Origin of the sequence: Sinorhizobium kostiense (assembly GCF_017874595.1) — a bacterium.
In the GTDB taxonomy this organism is placed as follows: Bacteria; Pseudomonadota; Alphaproteobacteria; order Rhizobiales; family Rhizobiaceae; genus Sinorhizobium; species Sinorhizobium kostiense.
Genome location: NZ_JAGILA010000005.1, coordinates 28,180 through 43,903, shown reverse-complemented (window position 1 = coordinate 43,903; position 15,724 = coordinate 28,180). Strand labels below are relative to the sequence as shown.

At 62.1% G+C, this 15,724-nt stretch carries 16 protein-coding genes, 1 tRNA gene and 1 pseudogene; 6 read left to right on the top strand and 12 right to left on the bottom strand.

Annotated features, from left to right (window positions below; all coding sequences use genetic code 11):
* Nucleotides 1–211: 211 nt before the first annotated feature.
* From lysA to argH, 3 genes are all read right to left on the bottom strand, one after another.
* On the bottom strand, nt 212–1,480 hold the full coding sequence (lysA, locus tag J2Z31_RS18115; RefSeq protein ID WP_209603080.1) for a diaminopimelate decarboxylase: 1,269 nt from the start codon (nt 1,478–1,480) through the stop codon (nt 212–214).
* 14 nt (nt 1,481–1,494) lie between these two features.
* A complete protein-coding gene (gene lptM / locus J2Z31_RS18110; RefSeq protein WP_209603079.1) occupies nt 1,495–1,689 on the bottom strand; it encodes an LPS translocon maturation chaperone LptM in 195 nt (64 codons plus the stop codon).
* Between the two features lie 245 nt (nt 1,690–1,934).
* A complete protein-coding gene (argH, locus tag J2Z31_RS18105; protein ID WP_209603075.1) occupies nt 1,935–3,338 on the bottom strand; it encodes an argininosuccinate lyase in 1,404 nt (467 codons plus the stop codon).
* A 26-nt stretch (nt 3,339–3,364) separates the two neighbouring features.
* Between argH and tlpA the strand changes: the two genes are divergently transcribed.
* Nucleotides 3,365–4,042 (top strand): thiol:disulfide interchange protein TlpA, encoded by a 678-nt coding sequence (tlpA, locus tag J2Z31_RS18100; protein ID WP_209603073.1) that lies wholly within the window; start codon nt 3,365–3,367, stop codon nt 4,040–4,042.
* 13 nt (nt 4,043–4,055) lie between these two features.
* Here the strand turns inward: tlpA and J2Z31_RS18095 are convergent, their stop codons facing one another.
* The 7 genes from J2Z31_RS18095 to J2Z31_RS18065 form a co-directional block, all read right to left on the bottom strand.
* Nucleotides 4,056–4,928 (bottom strand): 3-hydroxybutyryl-CoA dehydrogenase, encoded by an 873-nt coding sequence (locus J2Z31_RS18095; RefSeq protein ID WP_209603071.1) that lies wholly within the window; start codon nt 4,926–4,928, stop codon nt 4,056–4,058.
* Nucleotides 4,929–5,068: 140 nt separating this feature from the next.
* Nucleotides 5,069–5,998, bottom strand: a complete 930-nt coding sequence (locus tag J2Z31_RS18090) for an electron transfer flavoprotein subunit alpha/FixB family protein (protein WP_209603069.1) — start codon at nt 5,996–5,998, stop codon at nt 5,069–5,071.
* A gap of 24 nt (nt 5,999–6,022) precedes the next feature.
* Nucleotides 6,023–6,772: an electron transfer flavoprotein subunit beta/FixA family protein gene (locus tag J2Z31_RS18085; RefSeq protein WP_209603068.1), complete on the bottom strand. Its 750-nt coding sequence runs from the start codon at nt 6,770–6,772 to the stop codon at nt 6,023–6,025.
* Between the two features lie 288 nt (nt 6,773–7,060).
* Nucleotides 7,061–7,852: a rhomboid family intramembrane serine protease gene (locus J2Z31_RS18080; protein ID WP_209603066.1), complete on the bottom strand. Its 792-nt coding sequence runs from the start codon at nt 7,850–7,852 to the stop codon at nt 7,061–7,063.
* 33 nt (nt 7,853–7,885) lie between these two features.
* On the bottom strand, nt 7,886–8,464 hold the full coding sequence (locus J2Z31_RS18075) for a cob(I)yrinic acid a,c-diamide adenosyltransferase (RefSeq protein ID WP_209603064.1): 579 nt from the start codon (nt 8,462–8,464) through the stop codon (nt 7,886–7,888).
* Between the two features lie 15 nt (nt 8,465–8,479).
* Nucleotides 8,480–8,683 (bottom strand): twin transmembrane helix small protein, encoded by a 204-nt coding sequence (locus J2Z31_RS18070; RefSeq protein ID WP_209603062.1) that lies wholly within the window; start codon nt 8,681–8,683, stop codon nt 8,480–8,482.
* A gap of 20 nt (nt 8,684–8,703) precedes the next feature.
* On the bottom strand, nt 8,704–9,537 hold the full coding sequence (locus tag J2Z31_RS18065; RefSeq protein WP_209603061.1) for an SDR family oxidoreductase: 834 nt from the start codon (nt 9,535–9,537) through the stop codon (nt 8,704–8,706).
* 208 nt (nt 9,538–9,745) lie between these two features.
* Here J2Z31_RS18065 and J2Z31_RS18060 point away from each other — a divergent pair, with 208 nt between their 5' ends.
* A complete protein-coding gene (locus tag J2Z31_RS18060; protein WP_209603059.1) occupies nt 9,746–10,618 on the top strand; it encodes a YihY/virulence factor BrkB family protein in 873 nt (290 codons plus the stop codon).
* Nucleotides 10,619–10,731: 113 nt separating this feature from the next.
* Here J2Z31_RS18060 and gluQRS read toward each other — a convergent pair whose 3' ends face one another.
* Complete coding sequence (gene gluQRS / locus J2Z31_RS18055; protein WP_234939516.1) at nt 10,732–11,658, bottom strand: tRNA glutamyl-Q(34) synthetase GluQRS; 927 nt, start codon at nt 11,656–11,658, stop codon at nt 10,732–10,734.
* A gap of 97 nt (nt 11,659–11,755) precedes the next feature.
* Between gluQRS and J2Z31_RS18050 the strand changes: the two genes are divergently transcribed.
* Entirely contained in the window at nt 11,756–12,403 is a 648-nt protein-coding gene (locus J2Z31_RS18050) for a DNA-3-methyladenine glycosylase family protein (RefSeq protein ID WP_209603058.1), read from the top strand.
* A 108-nt stretch (nt 12,404–12,511) separates the two neighbouring features.
* The gene (locus J2Z31_RS18045) at nt 12,512–13,069 is read left to right on the top strand and encodes an HNH endonuclease (protein WP_209603056.1); all 558 of its coding nucleotides are present in this window, start codon (nt 12,512–12,514) and stop codon (nt 13,067–13,069) included.
* A gap of 3 nt (nt 13,070–13,072) precedes the next feature.
* Here the strand turns inward: J2Z31_RS18045 and J2Z31_RS18040 are convergent, their stop codons facing one another.
* Nucleotides 13,073–13,573, bottom strand: coding sequence for a disulfide bond formation protein B (locus J2Z31_RS18040; protein ID WP_328243611.1), 501 nt, complete (start codon nt 13,571–13,573; stop codon nt 13,073–13,075).
* A gap of 211 nt (nt 13,574–13,784) precedes the next feature.
* On the opposite strand from J2Z31_RS18040, the gene J2Z31_RS18035 reads away from it, so the two are divergent.
* Nucleotides 13,785–13,870: transfer RNA gene (locus tag J2Z31_RS18035), tRNA-Leu, on the top strand.
* 207 nt (nt 13,871–14,077) lie between these two features.
* Nucleotides 14,078–15,700: pseudogene (locus tag J2Z31_RS18030) on the top strand (AMP-binding protein); the annotation flags it as partial.
* Nucleotides 15,701–15,724: the final 24 nt, after the last annotated feature.

Genomic DNA, 15,724 nt, shown 5'->3' with positions numbered 1-15,724 from the left:
CCGTCAATCGCAGACGATGGCTGGAGCGGGGCGCTCCTGCAGATCGGCACCACCGAGCCAGTTGTTTGCTTTTGCCGCACGCGTGCAGCGTCGGGTGACGCTACCCGAATGCAAAATGCTTTAGCGGCAGGATAACATTGTTTGTGGCGAAGGCGAGGGCGGGGCGAAAAAGAAAACGTGAACGCGGACTCGCCTCGCAATCAAAAGCCGTTCAATCGAGCCAGTCCGGCACCGAGTCGAGACCGATCAGGTCTTCGTAACTCTTGCGCTGCCGGACGACATGAAAGCGGTCGCCCTTGACGAGCACTTCCGGCACCAGGAGGCGGCTATTGTAGGTGCTCGCCTGGACCGCGCCGTAGGCACCGGCCGAGCCGATCGCGAACAGATCGCCCGGCTTCGGCATCGCCATTTCCCGGTCGAGTGCGAGATAGTCGCCGGTTTCACAGACCGGACCGACCACATCCGCCTTGATGCGGGGGGCGTTGGCGGCGGAAATCTTCACCGGCCTGATCTCGTGATAGGCCTCGTAGAGCGTCGGGCGGATCAGGTCGTTCATGGCGCTGTCGACGATGACGAAGGTCTTGTCGCCGCCGTCCTTCACGTAGATGACCTCGGTCACCAGAATGCCGGCATTGCCAACGATCAGCCGGCCGGGTTCGGTGACGATCTTGCAATCGAGGCCCCGGAGCTGGTTCTTGACGATGTCGGCATAGGCATCCGGCAGCGGAGGCGGGTTGTTGTCCTCACGATAGGGAATGCCGAGGCCGCCGCCGATATCGACATGGTCGATGGCATGGCCATCGGAGCGCAGCGTGTCCACCAACTCACGCAGGAGCTTGAACGCATCGTCGAAGGGCTGCAACTCGGTGATCTGGCTGCCGATGTGCATGTCGATGCCGGTCACCTTGATGCCGGGCAGCGTTGCTGCATGGGCATAGACGGCGCGCGCGCGTTCCCAGGAAATGCCGAACTTGTTTTCCTTCTTGCCGGTGGAGATCTTCGCATGCGTGCGCGCGTCGACGTCCGGATTGATGCGGAAGGAGACGTGCGCCTCCCTGCCGGCGCGCACGGCCCGCTGGTTCAACATCTCGAGTTCCGGTTCGGACTCGACGTTGAAGCAGTAGATTCGGGCCTCGAGCGCGAGATCCATCTCTTGCGGCGTCTTGCCGACGCCGGAGAACATTATCCGGCTGGCCGGAATGCCCGCGGCGAGCGCGCGGCGCAACTCACCTTCGGAAACCACGTCGACGCCGGCGCCGAGCCGGGCGAGCGTCTTCAGAACCGCCTGATTGGAATTGGCTTTCATCGCGTAGCAGACCATCGCGTCGACATCGGCGAAGGCTTGCGCGAAGACCCGATAATGGCGCTCGAGCGTCGCGGTCGAGTAGCAGTAGAATGGCGTGCCTACGGCGCGCGCAATGTCGGTCACCGGCACGCCTTCAGCGTAGAGGATTCCGTCGCGGTATTGGAAATGGTTCACGTTGTCGGCTCGTGTCAGAGAAGTGGATCAAGCAGGAACGGCCTGTCTTCGACCGTTCGCTCAGGCTCGGCTGTGCCGGCGGGCGCTTTCGTGTTGATCGGCGTCGTGGCTCCTGGCCGATCAAGATCGCCCTTGCGCCCGCAACCGGTGAGAACCACTCCCGATATCGCCAGCAGGACCGCAAGCCGGGCCGCCTTCCTGAATGTCATCGTCTTTTTTCCTTCGCCGAGGCTGAAGCTGATTGTCTTGTGAGCGTCAGGGGCGCGCGCGCCAAATTCTGCCGGCTCTGGTGCGATCTATTATCGGTTTTTCAGCCGCTTGTGCACCCCGTTTCTGTTTGCGACCGCCGCGCCTCGAACGCAGCGCGTACCGAGGAAGCGCTCGACGCGTTTTGGATTTTCTTGAGTAACCTTTCGTCGTCCGCAAGCCGCTTCACACTGTCTGGCGATACGCGTTAATTGCGCGCGCGCCACCAGGCGATCTGCTTGCGGACCTCCGCCGGCGCGGTGCCGCCGAAGCTGGTGCGGCTGGCGACGGAGGCTTCGACCGTCAGAACGTCGAAGACCTTCTCGGTGATGTCCGGATTGATCGCTTTCAGCTCGTCGAGCGAGAGGCCGGCAAGGTCGCAGCCTTTCTGTTCGGCAAGCGCGACGGCGCGGCCGGTCACGTGATGGGCGTCGCGGAAGGGCAGCCCCGCCTCGCGCACCAACCAATCGGCGAGGTCGGTGGCGGTCGAATAGCCGGACCCGGCGGCGGCCTTCATACGGTCGGCGCGCACCGTCATGTCCCGCACCATGCCGGTCATCGCGGCGATGGCGAGCTCGAGGTTTTCGGCGGCGTCGAAGACCTGCTCCTTGTCCTCCTGCATGTCCTTGGAATAGGCAAGCGGCAGGCCCTTCATCACGGTCAGAAGCGCCACCAGCGAGCCGTTGATGCGGCCAGTCTTGGCGCGCACCAGCTCGGCGGCGTCGGGATTCTTCTTCTGCGGCATGATCGAAGAGCCGGTCGAGAAGGCGTCCGACAGGCGGATGAAGCCGAACTGTGGCGTCGACCAGATGACGATCTCTTCCGCAAGACGTGACAGATGGGTAGCCGCGATCGCGGCGATCGACAGGAATTCAAGCGCAAAGTCGCGGTCGGAGACGGTGTCGATCGAGTTGCGGGTCGGCTCGCGGAAGCCGAGTGCCTTGGCGGTCATGTGGCGGTCGATCGGGAAGCCGGTGCCGGCAAGGGCGGCCGCGCCGATCGGACTCTCGTCCATGTGCTCGATGGCGTGGCGCACGCGCGCGCGGTCGCGGCCGAACATTTCGACATAGGCCATGCAATGATGGCCGAAGGTTACGGGCTGGGCGGTCTGCAGATGGGTGAAGCCCGGCATCACGGTATCGGCGTGCTCTTCCGCCCGGTCGAGGAAGGCGTCGATCAGGGCGGTCAGGGCCTCTTCGGTCTTCTGCAGCTCTTCCTTCACCCAGAGGCGGAAATCGAGCGCGACCTGGTCGTTGCGCGAGCGCGCCGTGTGCAGGCGGCCGGCGGCGGGGCCGATCAGCGTCGCCAGCCGCGCCTCGACATTCATGTGAATGTCCTCGAGGCGGCGCGAGAACTCGAAGGCGCCGCTTTCGATCTCTGACAGGATCGTGTTGAGCCCGTGAACGATCTTGTCTTTATCATCGGCGGAAATGATGCCTTGATGCGCGAGCATGGTCGCATGCGCTATTGAGCCGCGGATGTCCTGGGCATAGAGCTTCTTGTCGAAGCCGATCGAGGCATTTATCTCCTCCATGATCGCGTCCGGACCAGAGGCGAAGCGACCGCCCCACATCTGGTTGGAGGATTTCGTCTCGGAACTGCCGTCAGCCATGGGGAATGCCCGCCTTGGAGAATGAAATGCCAGACCAGAAGAAACATCCTCCGGCCGTGAAATTGTTCGCGCTCGCCGCCCTTCTGGGCGTGATCGCCGGTGCGGCTGCGGTATACGTGAAGGAGGCCGGGTCTGGCAATGGCAGCGTGGCGCTAACCGCCGCAGACGCGAGCTGCCCGCTTGCCGCCGAGAACGCCGCCGCCGTGACGCCGCTGATGCGCGGACAGGTCGCCGCGATGACGCCTGCCGTTGATGCGCGTAAGATCAACGGCCTGGAATTTGCCGGTCCGGACGGGAAGTCGCTGACGCTCGCGTCCTTTGCCGGCAAGACGTTGCTCATTAATCTCTGGGCGACCTGGTGCTTTCCATGCAGGGAGGAAATGCCGGCGCTGAACGCATTGCAAAAGTCCCTTGGCAGCGATCGCTTCGAAGTCGTCGCGATCAATATCGACACTGGCGGCGACGAAAAGCCGAAAGCCTTCCTCGACGAGGTCGATGTCGACGAGCTTCGCTATTACCGCGATCCGTCTATGGGCGTCTTCAATGAGCTGAAGAAGCAAGGCCTTGCCTTCGGGCTCCCGGCAACCCTGCTCATCGACGACAAAGGCTGCCTCATCGGCTCGATGAACGGGCCTGCCGTCTGGGACAGCGAGGACGCCAAGCGCCTCATCCAGGCCGCGATCAAACCGCCAGCGGGCAGTTGAGGTTGGTCGCGGATCAGCGCGTCGGTACTGGGACTTCGCCGCGATAATCGTAGAAGCCGCGGCCGGACTTGCGGCCGAGCCAACCGGCTTCCACGTATTTCACCAGAAGTGGACAGGGCCGGTATTTGGTGTCCGCCAAGCCGTCATGCAGCACCTGCATGATCGAGAGGCAGGTATCGAGCCCGATGAAGTCGGCAAGCTGCAGCGGTCCCATCGGATGGTTGGCGCCGAGCCGCATCGCCGTGTCGATCGCATCAACCGTACCGACGCCTTCATAAAGCGTGTAGATCGCCTCGTTGATCATCGGCAACAGGATGCGATTGACGATGAAGGCGGGGAAGTCCTCGGCGACGGTGACCGTCTTGTCGAGGCGCGCCGCGAATTCCTTGGCCGCCTGGAAGGTCTCATCCTCGGTGGCGATGCCCCGCACCAGTTCCACGAGCTTCATCACCGGAACCGGGTTCATGAAATGTATGCCCATGAACCGCTCGGGGCGGTCGGTCGCCGAGGCGAGCCGGGTAATCGAGAGGGATGACGTGTTTGTCGCAAGAATTGCGTCCGACTTCATCACCGGACAAACCTGGCCATAGATCTTGCGCTTGATGGTCTCGTCTTCCGTAACCGCCTCGACGACGAGATCCGACTGTGACAGGTCATTGATGTCCGTCGAGCCCTTGATCAGGGAAAGCGCTTTCTTGCGATCGTCGTCGCTCATCTTGCCGGAGGAAACCTGGCGGGCGAGATTGCCGTTGATGGTGGCGAGCCCTGCCTCGATCCGGTCCGCTGCGATGTCGTAAATCTGTACCTTATATCCGGCGGTTGCCGAAACATGGGCAATGCCGCAGCCCATTTGCCCAGCGCCAATAATTCCGACCGTCTTGATCATTGAAGCGAACATCCATCCTCAGGGGCTTCAGCAGTCGCGCTGCGGAAACCACAAAAAATACCGGGCCGGTCGGGCCGACCCGGTAAGATTGTTAATGCCAAGCCGGCGGTTTTTCCAGCTTTTTCGTGGCACCCGCAGCGCTAGAGCGCCTTTTCGAGCTCCGGCAGCACATCGAAGAGATCGGCGACGAGACCGTAATCGGCGACCTGGAAGATCGGCGCTTCCTCGTCCTTATTTATGGCGACGATCACCTTGGAATCCTTCATGCCAGCCAAGTGCTGGATGGCGCCGGAGATGCCGCAGGCGATGTAGAGGTCGGGCGCGACCACCTTGCCGGTCTGGCCGACCTGCCAGTCGTTCGGCGCATAGCCGGCGTCGACGGCAGCGCGCGAGGCGCCGACGGCAGCACCGAGCTTGTCGGCGACCGGCAGGATCACTTCCTTGAACTTCTCCGAGGAGCCGAGCGCTCGGCCGCCGGAGATGATGATCTTCGCCGAGGTTAGTTCCGGGCGGTCGGAGGAGGAGAGCGCATCGGAAATGTGGCTCGAAAGGCCCGGATCGGCCGCTGCCGATACCGTCTCGATCGCGGCCGAGCCACCCTCGGGAGCGGCGGCGAAGGAGGCGGTGCGGACGGTGATGACCTTCTTCGGTTCGCTCGTCTGCACAGTCTGGATGGCATTGCCGGCATAGATCGGCCGCCGATAAGTGTCGGCGGAGACGACCTCGATAATTTCGGATACCTGCGCGACGTCGAGCAGGGCGGCCACCCGCGGCATGACGTTCTTGCCGACCGAGGTGGCGGCGGTGATTATCGTGTCGTAGCTGCCGGCAAGCGAGACGATCGTCGCCGCCAGCGGCTCGGCGAGATTGTTGGCAAGGCTTGCATCCTCGGCGACAAGCACCTTGGACACGCCGGAGAGCCTGGCGGCCTCTTCGGCGATCGCCTTGACGTTCGAGCCGGCGACGAGCACATGCACGTCGGAGCCGATCTTTTGGGCAGCCGTCAGCGCCTTTGCGGTCTGATCGGAAAGGTGGCTGTTGTCGTGGTCAGCCAGTAGCAGAATGGCCATGATGAAATTTCCCTTTCCTAGAACTTACAGGACGCCGGCTTCGGTCTTGAGCTTCTCGACGAGCTCGGCGACCGACTTGACCTTGATGCCGGCCTTGCGGCCCGACGGCTCTTCCGTCTTCAACACTTTCAACCGCGGGCGCGTGTCGACGCCGAAATCGGCCGGCGACTTCTTGTCGAGCGGCTTCTTCTTCGCCTTCATGATGTTCGGCAGCGAGGCATAGCGCGGCTCGTTCAGACGCAGATCGGTGGTGACCACCGCCGGCAGCTTCAGTTCCACCGTCTGCAGGCCGCCGTCGACCTCGCGGGTGACGTTGACCTTGCCGTCGCCGATCTCGACCTTGGAGGCGAAGGTGCCCTGCGGCCAGCCCAAGAGTGCCGACAGCATCTGGCCGGTCTGGTTCGAATCGTCGTCGATCGCCTGCTTGCCGACGATGATCAGCCCCGGCTGTTCGGCCTCGGCAACGCCCTTGACGATCTTGGCGACGGCGAGCGGCTCGACCTGGTCCTCGGTCTCGACGAGGATCGCCCGGTCGGCACCCATGGCAAGTGCGGTGCGCAGCGTCTCTTCCGCCTTGGCCGGGCCGATCGAGACGACGACGACTTCGCTCGCCTTGCCGGCTTCCTTGAGCCTCAGAGCTTCTTCGACCGAGATCTCGTCGAACGGGTTCATCGACATCTTCACATTGGCAAGCTCGACGCCCGTGCCGTCCGCCTTCACCCGGATCTTGACGTTGAAATCGACGACCCGTTTCACCGTGACTAGGATTTTCATGGATACTTTCCCTCCAGGAACTTTCGCAGGAAAATGCGCCTTAACAGAGCGGCCTGATTGTCGGTTGGCGACATCGATACGCGTTTTTTCTCCAATTACAATCGCGGACTTCGAAGCGAGAGCGATAAAGGTCCGGCAGATCAATTAACGTTTACGTACACGTAACTAACGACCGTGGCAAGCGGCAGACGCGTTGGGCAGCGCCTTGGGAGGAAGCGCATGTTTGCGCCAGCAATCCATTGAGTTTACGTCATATTCTGCTTTAAAGAAAAGTTCGTGCCCGTGCACTCAGGTCGGGCGACCCCACGGAACCGGAGGCTTCTTGCGGCCTGGCAGGGGAGTGGTCGTACCCTCGATGGGCTCGAATTCATGTTCGACGGCGCGGGGTGTGACGATCGTGCGGTCGAAAAGCGGAACGCCGGGTCGTCGCAAAATGACCACAAGCAAGAGCCCAGCGATTATTCCGCCGACATGGGCGCTCCAGGAGACGCCGCCATTCGGCTCGGCGAAGAACATGAAGAATTGCTGGCCGATCCAGAAAGCGAGGGGGATGGCGGCCGGCAGCGGCAGCGGTATGCGGAACAGCACGAGCACCCAGACCCGTACCTTTGGATGCAAGAGGAAATAGGCGGCGACGACTCCGGAAACGGCACCGGAAGCGCCGATGAGCGGCGCTTCCGAGGCGGGGTCGATGAGCCCATGCGCAAGCGCGCCGGCGGCAGCGGTGAGGAGGTAGAAAATGAGAAAGCGGAAGTGGCCGAGCGCGTCTTCGACATTGTCGCCGAACACCCAGAGAAACAGCATGTTCATAGCCAGGTGCGAGATGTCGCCATGCAGGAACGAGTAGGTGACGAAGGTAAATTCGTCAGGGACAAAGACGAGGGCCGGGTCAAGGATGGCGTAATCGAAAACGATCGCGGGGATGTAACCGAAGCCGAGTACGGCTGCGTTGGCGAACTCTTCGGTGGCGATCGGTCCCGTGAGGAACCAGGCAAGGAAATTCAAGGCGATCAGCGCGACCGTCACATATTGCATTTCGATATGCTTCAGGTCGTTCCGGTCATGAAGCGGTATGAACATGCGACCTCCCGAAACGCGTCTTTCTGCGCGACCTTATCTATTCTTGCCCGGAACCCAAAGCACGTCGGCGCGCCCCTTGTCGTTTACCCAGCGGGCGGCGACGAACAGGAAATCGGAGAGCCGGTTGATATAGGCGATCGCCTCGCGGCTGACGGCCTCGCCTTCCGTCTCCGCGAGCGCCACCATCTGCCGTTCGGCGCGCCTGGCAACGGTTCGGGCGGCATGCAGCGCCGCGGCGGCCGCGCTCCCGGCGGGCAGCACGAAGGATCGCAAGGGTTCGAGTTCGGCGTTCAATCGGTCGATCTCGCCCTCGAGTCGCTCGACCTGGGCTGCGACGATCCGCAGCGGTTCGTAAGCCGGCTTTTCGCCGGTCTCGGGAGTCGCTAGATCCGCGCCGAGATCGAAGAGATCGTTTTGGACGCGCATTAGCATCGCGTCCATCTCGGCCGATGCTGCCGTGTGCTGGCGCGCAAGGCCGAGGAAGGCGTTCGTCTCGTCTACGCTCCCATAGGCCTCGACCCGGAGATCGCTTTTCGAGCGGCGCGGACCGCTGACGAGCCCGGTCGTCCCGTTATCACCGGTCCTGGTATAAATCTTGTTGAGTCTGACCATCACTGACCCGCGCTCTCAGCTCGGACGCCCGCCGCCGGTGACCCACAGCGTCAACATGATCAGCACGAGGGCAATCGCCTGGAACACGATGCGGGCCTGCATCAGCTTGTTCGAGGTGTTGCCGCTGCCGCGCCGGGCCATGTTCAACAGACCACGGATCAGCACGATCACGACCAGGCCCATGACGAACAGTGTCACGGCGGTGAGGAAACTGGGCATGGCGTTATTCCTTTTCTCGATCAGCCGAGTCGGCCGATGATGCGATAGAACAGGGCCGCCGGCAGAAGCCTCTTCAGGAGTGCGCCCTGTTTGGCGGGTGTCGTCACTATATAATGCGGCCTCGGACGGCGTGCCGTCAAAGCGTGTTTCAAGACATGGTAGACGGCATCCGGTCCGAGCTTGCCCCTCGCCGGTTTGCTGTCTCCACGCAGGCGCCGCATCTGACGTTCGTACTCCGCCCGGTGGACGGAATTCTTGCGATCGATGAAGCGCTCGACATAGGTGAGGGCGTTTACGGTGAATTTCGACCTTATCGGACCGGGCTCGATCAGGCTCACCTCGATGCCACTGCCGGCGAGTTCCATCCGCATCGTCAGAGACAGGGCCTCGAGCGCGAATTTCGAGGCGTTATAGGCGCCGCGCCAGCGGTAGGGGACGATGCCGAGAATCGAGGAACATTGCACGATGCGGCCGTGGCCACGGGCCCGCATTGCCGGGATGACGCGGCGCGTCAGGTCGTGCCAACCGACAACATTGGTCTCGAATTGCAGCCGGAGGGCCTCGGTCGGCAAGTCCTCTACGGCACCAGCCTGTCCGTAGGCACCATTGTTGAAGAGCGCGTCGATTCGACCGCTGGTCCGCGCCATCACCGCTTCGACCAGCGCGGCGATCGTGTCCGGCTGGGTATAGTCCATGATGAAAGTCTCGATGCCTTCCAGTTCCAGTGCCACCTGATCCTCGGGCCGACGCACGGTGGCAAAGACGCGCCAACCATCCGCCTTCAGCGCACGGGCGCAATAGGCGCCGATCCCGGAAGAGCAGCCGGTGACGATTATGGTGGGGCGATCGGACATGCACTTGATTCCTGTAGAAATCAGAACGTCGTTTCCCATATTCACCGTTGCGATACAATAACGGTGCAGCGCGTCTTCAGACGCGCAAAGGTCGCTGTAGCACTTTGATTTGCTGCATGTCTTTCCGTAAATCGAAGTCGATCCAAGGAGACATGCAGGAGGCTGCGCGGGACTTGAGACAGTGTTCACGCGCGAATTTGGAGACGGGATGCCGGCAATCCTTCGCATCATCTGGAAGGTCGCGTTCGACGCCTATTGGCACTTCAGCGAAGACGACGGCTGGGCCATGGCGAGCCACGTCGCCCTGTCAACGCTGATGGCCGTTTTTCCATTCCTGATCTTCGGGACGGCGCTCGGCAGCTTCCTTGGCGCCGATCAGTTCGCCGACACAGCGGTCCACTTGATCTTTGACGCCTGGCCGGAATCGATTGCGAAGCCGGTTGCCGACGAGATCATAGAAGTGCTGACCATCCCTCGCGGCGAAATTCTCACCATCTCGGTGCTGGCGGCCGCCTATTTCGCCTCGAACGGCGTGGAGGCGCTGCGGATTGCGCTCAACAGGGCCTATCGCGTCTCCGAAAGCCGGCCCTGGTACGTAACGCGGCTCGCGAGTCTTGGTTTTGTGCTTGCCGCCGTGCTGGTTCTCGCCGCCCTCAGCATCCTGCTCGTGGCCGTACCGCTTGCGGTTCGCAACGCCGACCAGTGGCTGCCGTGGCTCAGCAATGTCCTGGCCACCGTCGATAATTGGGGGCTGGCATTGGTACTGGTGATGCTGACCGCGGGGCTGCTTGTCTCCCACCTCTGGCTGCCGGACGGTCATCGCAATGTGATGGACGTGCTGCCCGGCGTGACCCTCACATTGCTTCTGTGGTCGATCGGCGCCTATGCCTTTGCGTCTTACCTTGCCGCATTCTCCACCTATGTCGCGACCTATGCGGGTCTCGCCTCGATCGTGATCGTGCTCGTCTTTCTCTACATGATCGGTGCTATTTTCATTATCGGCGCCGAGATAAACGCAGCAATCATCAAATTCAGGGTGAAGCGCATGGTCAAGCGCCGGTTTCAGACGCGAGGCGAGTGACCCGCTACTGCATGTCTCCTTAAATCGATCTCGATTTAAGACAAAGACATGCAGCGATTCAAAGGGCTACAGCGACCTTTGCGCGTCTGATAAGACGCGCGGTGCTGTAGTCTTCAGCGCCGTGCATTTTCTGGAATTTTGCTCTCCTCGGGGCACAAAAGCATCGCGCGGATGTCGGCCGGTTCGTGCCCGGCCGCTCTCAGCGCAGCAATGCCAGTGTCTCCGTTGCTTTTCGAAAGTTTCCGTCCGTCCGGCCCGAGGACCAGACGATGGTGGTGATAGACGGGCTCCGGCAGGTCGAGAAGCCGCTGCAGCAGACGGTGGATGGAGGTTGCATGGTAAAGATCGCGGCCGCGCACGACATGAGTCACGCCCTGCAGAGCGTCATCGATGACGACCGAAAGATGGTAGCTCGAAGGCGCATCGGAGCGCGAGAGGGTGACGTCACCCCAAACGGTGGGATCGGCTGCGATCAGCTCGCTTTCTCCTGAAGGCCCTGCTCCCGTTTCCCGCCATGTAAGCGATTCGCCAACGCGCGCCACAGCTTTGGCGACATCGATGCGCCAGGCATGGGCGCCGCCCGTCGCCGAAAGCTCCGCCTGCGCGGCTTGCGACAGCTCACGCTCGCGGCCGGGATAAAGCGGACTTCCATCGGGGTCGCGCGGCCAAGGCTCTCCCGTCACTTCCGCTGCTGCCACCATCGCCTTGATCTCGCCGCGGCTCATGACAGAGGGATAAACAAGCCCCATCTCCTTCAGCCGCTCGAGCGCTGCCGCGTAGAGATCGAGATGATCGGATTGGCGGCGGATCGGCTCTTCCCAGGCGAGGCCGAGCCAGGTCAGATCCTCGAAAATGGCCCTCTCGAATTCCGGACGGCAGCGGGTTCGGTCGATGTCCTCGATACGAACGAGAAAGCGCCCGCCCATTGCGGCCGCCATGTCGTGATTCACGATCGCCGAGAGCGCGTGGCCAAGATGCAGCCGACCGTTCGGGCTCGGCGCAAAGCGGAATACGGGTTGTTCCGGTCGTTCAATCGGCATCGTGTTCCTTTTGCACGGAAGCGGTATAAAGGTCATCCGCTTTCTACAGCCGTGCGTCCTTTCCAGACGCAGAAGGGACACATGCAGTGGAGGTCGCATGCGGATCATCCGGACACACGAGGATATCGAAGCTGGCCTGGCCGGCCTCCTCATGCTCGACGCCCGCCTGGAACACGTCATCGACAAGGCCGGGCCGGTGCCGCTTAGGCGAGCCGAGCCTGGCTATCGCGGCCTTGCCAACATCATCGTCTCTCAGATGGTTTCGAAGGCGAGCGCCGCTGCGATCTGGAAGCGAATGGAGGGCTCGCTTGGCGAGATCAGCGCCGCCGCCGTGTTGTCGCTGACCGACGACGATTGCAGGCAGTTCGGGCTCTCGCGGGCAAAGGCCGACACGTTGCGTCGTGTCGCGGCCGCTGCCGGTGCCGGCGAAATCGACCTCGATGCCATCTGCGACAGAGAAGCGCCGGCGGCAATTCTCGAGCTGACCGCGATCAAAGGCGTGGGCCGCTGGACGGCTGAGGTCTATCTGCTCTTCTGCGCAGGGCATCCGGACGTCTTTCCTTCCGGAGACGTGGCACTGCAGAACGCCGTCGGTCATGCGCTCGGCTTCGAACTCCGCCCGACAGCAAGCGAGGTCGATTCGCTTGCTGTCATCTGGTCGCCCTGGCGCAGCGTCGCCGCACGGCTCTTCTGGGCCTATTACGCCCAGGAAATGCGGCGCGACGCGCTCCCCGTGACGCCTTGAAGAAAAAAGCGAATCCCTTCTCGAGTTTTTCTTTGTGGCTTCACAATCCTGTTGCAACGCGCCTAATATAGAAGGTGCAGATGCCGAATCGATCAGGAGAAATTGCGCTTGACGATTGCAGTCTCACCTCAGGCCCTTCCGGCGCTTGTCTTGAACGCCGATTACAGGCCCTTGAGCTATTATCCCTTGTCGCTCTGGTCCTGGCAGGACGCGATCAAGGCGGTCTTCCTCGACCGTGTCATCATCCTTGCCGAATATGAACATTCCGTCTCGTCGCCAAGCTTCTCCATGCGGCTACCGAGCGTTGTCTGCTTGAAGAGCTATGTCCAGCCTTCGCGCTACCCGGCCTTCACCCGGTTCAATGTCTTCCTGCGCGACAAGTTCGAGTGCCAATATTGCGGTTCGCCGGACGATCTGACCTTCGACCATGTGATACCGCGGGCCCATGGCGGCCAGACGACCTGGGATAATGTGGTGGCGGCCTGTTCGCCCTGCAATTTACGCAAGGGAAGCAAGCTGCCGAAGCACGCCCATATGTTCCCCCACCAAAAGCCCTACCAGCCAACCGTGCAGGACCTGCACAACAATGGCCGGCTCTTCCCGCCGAACCATCTGCATGAAAGCTGGATGGACTATCTCTATTGGGATGTCGAGCTGCAGCCGTAGGGCCTAAGCCTTTGCGGCTCCTCTGAGGGCGATTGCCGCCAGAATGAGGCTCGCGATCACGTTCCAGCCGGCGAAGGAAAGGCCGAAGACCCGCAGCGCCGCATCCGTGCAGGAGGGGGCGTGCTTGGCGTCGAGGTCGCCGAGTAGATCACCGACATCGGAGGAGATGCCCTGCGCGGTCGTGGCGCAGGTCGAGGGTCCTTCCCAGAAATGCCATTCGACTCCGGCGTGATAGACGCCGATCCCGGCACCGATGAGCATCAGGAGGCCGACGAGCACGAGCAAGGTGCGCGTCGTCCAGGCTGGCAGCTTCATGACGCTGGTCAGGATGGCGATAATACCAAGCGGAAGGCCGTAATAATAAGGATCCCGTTGGAGCAGGCAGAGCGCGCAGGGGATGTATCCGCCGATATGCTCGAAGCCGAGGGCGCCGCCGACGGTCGCCGCCATTCCGAGGGTGACGAGCACGGCGAAGATGAACTGCTTACGTTGGGCTACCGACACTTCGACCTACCTCACGACGGCCGGGGGGATACGCTTGGCCGCCCTTCATTCGATCCCCCTTCTTATGTAGGAATGGTGCGGCTGTAAATCGCTCTAGCATGCGACCAAACGCACGCTTTTGCGATCTCTTGAGCGAATTTCGCAAGTTCCCGGTTGACCGGTGCGAAAAGCTTCGTGTAAATCGCAAGCCGCTGATATCGCCCAGCCTTATGCCCCATTGGCGGAATTGGTAGACGCGCTCGACTCAAAATCGAGTTCCCAAAAGGAGTGCTGGTTCGACCCCGGCATGGGGCACCAACCTTCAGACAGTCATTCGATTGTGTCAGCGTTAAGCCGCGAAGGACGCGTGAGGGGCTTGGGGCGCTAGCCAGAGGCCGTGCGATCCGTTCGACAAATCGCAGCGGAGTGGTGCGCGCATATTCCGCCCCGGTGGCTGATTGTCCATTGAAATCACCCGGTCGGAAATGCTAGCTGCCATGCAGCAAATATTCGCTTCGGCCCGCCATGTTGCCCAATATCGACACTTACGAGGATCTCTATCGCGAATTCCGTTGGCGGATTCCGGAGAGATTCAATATCGGCGTTTCCGTGAGCGATGCCTGGGCTGCACGGGAGCCGGAGCGGGTCTGCCTTCAGCATTTCAGCCCCGATGGCGCGCATCTTTCGTTGACCTATGGTGCCTTTGCGGCGAGGTCTTCCTCCTTTGCCGGCGGTCTTCTCTCACACGGCATCAAGCCTGGCGATCGCGTCGCCATCCTCCTGCCGCAGGGCTTCGAAGCGGCGATCGCCCATGCGGCGATCTACAAGCTCGGCGCCATCGCCCTGCCGCTGGCGCTGCTCTTCGGTGTCGAGGCGCTTGCCTATCGCCTGCGCGACGCGGAGGCGGCCGCGGTCGTCACCAATCGATTCGGTTATGAGCGGCTTTCCGCCATCCGGGACGAGCTGCCGGAGTTGCGGCTCGTCGTGCTTGCGGAAGCGGAGGAATTGCCGGGCACCGCCCGTTTCGATCGTCTGGCTGCGGGCGAGGGGCGCTTTGCCGCGGCAGACACGACGCCGGATGACCCGGCACTGATGATCTATACGTCCGGGACCACGGGGTTGCCAAAGGGAGCGCTGCACGGCCATCGCGTGCTGCTCGGTCATTTGCCAGGATTCCAGTTCCACCATCACTTCCTGCCGAAGCCCGGCGACCGCATGTGGACGCCGGCCGACTGGGCGTGGGCGGGCGGGCTACTCAACGCGCTGCTTCCGTCGCTGTTCTTCGGAGTGCCGGTCGTCTCCTCGCCGGCGCAGAAGTTCGATCCGCACATGGCCTTCCGGATCATGCAGGACATGGATGTGCGCAACGCCTTCATTCCGCCGACGGCGCTGAGACTGCTGAGGGCCGTCGAGCGGCCGCGCGAGCGCTATCGCCTCAATCTCCGCACGATTGGATCGGCGGGCGAGAGGCTCGGGCGCGAAACCTTCGAATGGGTGAAGGCCGTGCTCGGCATCGAGGTCAGCGAATTCTACGGCCAGACGGAGTGTAACATCGTCGTCTCCTCGGCAGCCGATCTCGGGGTGCTGAAGCCAGGCTCGATGGGAAGGGCGGCGCCTGGCCATGAGGTCGCAATCATCGACCCGGAGGGGCGTGTTCTGCCATCGGGGGTGATCGGGCAGGTCGCAGTCAAGCGCCCCGACCCGGTGATGTTCCTCGGCTACTGGAAGAATGAAAAGGCGACCGAGGCCAAGTTCGTCGGCGACTGGATGACCACCGGCGACCAGGCCGTGATGGACGAGGAGGGCTATTTCACCTTCTTCGGCCGGGACGACGACGTCATCACCTCATCAGGCTATCGCATCGGCCCGGGCGAAATCGAGGATTGCCTGGCCGGCCATGCCGATGTCCAAATGGCGGCCGCCATCGGCAAGCCGGATCCGGTACGAACCGAAATCGTCAAGGCCTATGTGGTGCTGAAGCCGGGAATCGACGCCAGCTACGAGACCGCCGCTGCGATGCGAGATTGGGTGAAGAACCGGCTCTCCATGCACGAATATCCGCGCGAGATCGAGTTCGTGGACAGCCTGCCGTTGACGACCTCGGGCAAGGTCATCCGCCGGCTATTGCGGGAGAAGGCGGCGGTGGAGGATATCGGCGACGTAGGAATTAGG